This window comes from Nostoc sp. 2RC, assembly GCF_014222165.1.
Lineage (GTDB): Bacteria > Cyanobacteriota > Cyanobacteriia > Cyanobacteriales > Nostocaceae > Nostoc > Nostoc linckia.
This window is the reverse complement of record NZ_JACKZU010000529.1, coordinates 1-3,970: the sequence shown is the minus strand read 5'-3', so window position 1 is coordinate 3,970 and position 3,970 is coordinate 1. Positions and strand designations below refer to the sequence as shown.

The following is a 3,970-nucleotide window of genomic DNA, read 5'->3' as shown; positions in this document are numbered from 1 at the left end:
CTCACCCGAACTGCCCCAGCCACTCCCCCCACCAGCAGAACTACTTCCACCCTCTGCCCCAACTCCCACACCAGCAGAACCACTCCCTGGCAACTTTCCTCAAACTATTATTGTTGAACGGTTTGAAGTTATTGGTAGCACAGTCTTCAGTGCTGAAGAGTTAGCTCAAGCCACTGCTGAATTTACCAAACGACCGATCTCACTGACCCAAGTGTATCAAGCACGTTCTAAAATTACTGATTTATATGTCAAAAATAGTTATATTACCTCTGGTGCATATATACCACCCCAAACAATCCAATCCGGTGTCATAAAAATTCAGGTGGTTGAAGGTAAGTTAGAGGATATCAAAATTACAGGAACTCGTCGGATCAACCCTAGCTATATTCGTGGTAGGTTATCTGTAGCTACCTCGCAAACTCTGAATCGGCAGCGTCTGTTAGAAGCACTGCAACAGTTACAACTCAATCCTTTAATTGAAAGTTTTAGTGCAGAACTTTCTGCGGGTTCACGCGTTGGCTTCAGTCTTTTGGAGATAAAAATTTCTGAGCGTTCATTTATGGCGCAAGATAGCTCCAAGCAATCGACTCCTTCAAATAGTTCATTTGTGATGACTGGTCGGGGTGGTTTGGCACCTAGCCCAACAGATGTACTTACCAGTGATGCAATCTTGATAGATTGGATAAATTTGCATTCAGATTCTCTTTTGCAGCAAAGCAAGGTATTATACGATGCCGGACGTTTTGCAGAAGCAGTGCAGATATTGCAGCAGGTAGTCCGCAAATATCAGCAAGGAGGGGACAGTCTTAAACTGGCTATTACCCTGAGCAATTTATCCCTCTCTTACCAACAAATTGGAGCATGGACTCAAGCACAGCAAGCAATTACAGAGAGCTCAAATTTGCTCAAAGGACAAGACAACAAGCAAAATTTGCAAGTATTTGCCCAATCACTAGATATTCAAGGTCGTCTCCAACTGACAATGGGACAGTCCGAGGCGGCTTTGTCAACTTGGCAGCAGACGCAAGAAATTTACAAGCAAGCAGATGATAAAAGTGGCGTGGTGCGATCGCTAATCAATGAAGCACAGGCGTGGCGAACCCGAGGATTTTACCCTCGATCTGTCAAAATACTCGATCAGGTTAGTCAGACGTTAAAATCTCAACCAGACTCTATAGAAAAGACAGTGAGTTTGCGATCGCTCGGTGATACCCTTTTGGTATTAGGCGATTTGAAAAAGTCACACCAAGCGCTGGAAGAAAGTCTGATGATTGCTCGAAACCTGCAATCAAGCACTGATATTGGGGCTAGTCTGTTCAGCTTAGGGAATAATGCCCGTAAACAACTGCAAAAGGAACAGGCGATCGCCTATTATCAACAAACAGTCAAAGTATCTCCCTCACCCCTGATCAAAGTCCAAGCGCAATTGAATCACCTGGACCTACTCATTGAAGATCAACAATGGGCAAAGGTTCAAACTCTGTTGCCGTTGATTGAGTCCCAAATCGACAAACTCCCCCTCAGCCGTGCTAGTATTTACGCTCAGATTAACTATGCACAAAATATCGCTAAAATCAATAGTGGCGTATTGCAAGTATCCAGCCATAATTCCTACTCAAGATTCAGCACGAAAGACTCAGCAGTATTACTCGCCAGCGCCATCCAGCAATCCTGGAATTTAGGCGACAAGCAAGCAGAGGCTTATGCTTTAAAGAGTTTAGGCGGCTTGTACGAAGAAACCGGGCAGTGGTCAGAGGCAAAAGACCTAACTCTGCAAGGATTAGCTTTGGTGCAGAGCAGCAATGCACCAGAAATTACTTACACCTTAGAATGGCAGTTAGGTAGATTGCTTTGGAAACAAAAAGATATTAATGATGCGATCGCCGCTTACGATGCTGCTCTGGATACTCTCGTGTCTCTCAGGAGAGATTTAGCGGCACTCAATCAAGATGCACAATTCAATTTCCGGAATAGTATTGAACCGGTCTATCGAGAGTCATTAGAGTTATTGCTGCAATCTCAAGAAGAAATACATACAAATATATTATACAAAGTACCTAACCGAATTGATCAGTTGCGGCTAGCGGAATTAGATGACTTATTCCAAAAACTTGATCTGCGAAATGAGTCATTAACATGCTACTTCCCAGAATATGAGGTGTCTAAAACTGCCATTTTTTATATAATTAATCTTCCTGGAGAACTCCAAGTAATTGTCAAAACTCCTAACCAAACCCTGCGGCATTATAGTACTAAGATTTCCCAAGCAGAAATAGAAAAAGTTATTATAGAACTGCGAAAAAATCTTGCCAATCCTGCTGCAACGAAAGCAATCCAAATCCAATCCCAAAAAATATATAATTGGTTAATTCAACCAATAGAATCTGAATTAAAGCAACAAGGAATTAATACACTTACTTTTATAGTAGATGGCGCCTTAGCAAATATCCCAATGTCGGTTCTTTATAACGGTAAACAGTATCTTGTAGAAAAATATTCAGTCGCTTCTATCCCATCTTTATATTTATACCCTTGTAAGAAACGACCACATTTAATAAAAAATCAAATCAAAGTATTGCTTGCTGGATTGACAAAACCACCTATAAAGTTCTCAAAATTTTCTACAATGCCAGCAGTAGAATCTGAATTAAATAAAATTGCATCCATAGTACCGAGCCAATTACTTTTGAATGAAAGTTTTACTCGCTCAAAGCTGAAATATCTGGTTAATCAAATGCAATTTTCAGTTATTCATTTAGCTACTTATGGGCAATTTAGTTCCCGTGCTGAAGATACTTTTCTTTTGGCTTCAGATGGACTTATTAATCTTCAAGATTTTTATAATATTTTGAGACCTAACGATTCAAAAAAATTTAGTCCAATTGAGTTAGTTGTCCTTAGCACTAGCCAGACTGCTGCTGGAGATAGTCGTGCAGCCCTCGGTCTTGCTGGAGCATCTGTAAGATTTGGAGCAAGAAGCACTTTAGCATCTCTTTGGTTTATTGATAACAAAGCTACTGAGCTTTTAATGAATCGCTTTTATCGGGAGTGGATTACTACTGATGCGACAAAAGCTGAAGCACTTCGTCGCGCTCAAGAATCTTTATTACGCGATCCTAATTATAATAGTCCAGCTTTTTGGGCATCATTTGTTTTACTAGGAGATTGGCGTTAGTCTCTATACAATTTTAGTTGAGTGTCGTTGGAAGGATAAGATTGCCTGACTCAAATTAAAGTAAAAGCCTGCGATTGCGGCAAACAATTCCTTTAAGTCATACACTTCACCTTGAAATGACGTGAATTTTTGGTCACACTATGGTTCACAATTTGTCATGCAATGGGTAAAATCACAATGATTGAAGAGAATCAACAAGTCAAAATGATTATTTATAGGCTACTTCTGGAAAATCCTTACTCATAGCAAACTTCAATCTAACTAAAAATTATTAATTTTGTAAACAATAGCGCGATTGCGCCACTGGGAAATGAACCTTTAGGCGTAACTGCCATGACCTTCAATCCCAGACAAACAACCATTAAATTTCTTAGACAAATAGGCTTTACCACCGGAACCAAAATATGGCTTAGGATTTCTTGGGACTTGCCCATAGAAATGATGCCTGAAAACTGGAATAATTACTGCCGCAATGGTCAATTTGTCTACTCCCACTACATTCTCTGCGGTAAAATCACCCAGCAAGGATTTCAACTATACTGTTGCACTTATGGAGGTCGAGATAAACAGGGCAACACTTGCTGGCGACTGACACCTAGACGCTATGCTGATGGTTGGGCATTGGCATTTAAAATGTCATATCTTGGTGCTACAGTCAGTTTTTACCCTAACCAACCAGACAGGGGCATCAGCAATCAGCACGTTAGTCAATGCCAATTGTGATTTTACCCCCCGCATGACCAAATTTTGAACCATAGCGTGACCAAAAATTAACGTAATTTCAAGGTTTTGAGC

Annotated in this window: 2 protein-coding genes; both read left to right on the top strand. The window is 40.6% G+C overall.

Annotated features, from left to right (window positions below; genetic code table 11):
- On the top strand, nt 1–3,175 hold a 3,175-nt coding region (locus tag GNE10_RS32615), incomplete at its 5' end, for a CHAT domain-containing protein (RefSeq protein ID WP_185570156.1).
- A 333-nt stretch (nt 3,176–3,508) separates the two neighbouring features.
- On the top strand, nt 3,509–3,898 hold the full coding sequence (locus GNE10_RS32610) for a hypothetical protein (RefSeq protein WP_185570155.1): 390 nt from the start codon (nt 3,509–3,511) through the stop codon (nt 3,896–3,898).
- Nucleotides 3,899–3,970 lie beyond the last annotated feature (72 nt).

Coding starts and splice junctions, on each gene's coding strand:
- GNE10_RS32610 (WP_185570155.1), top strand. CDS start 3,509: ATGACCTTCAATCCCAGACAAACAACCATTAAATTTCTTAGACAAATA.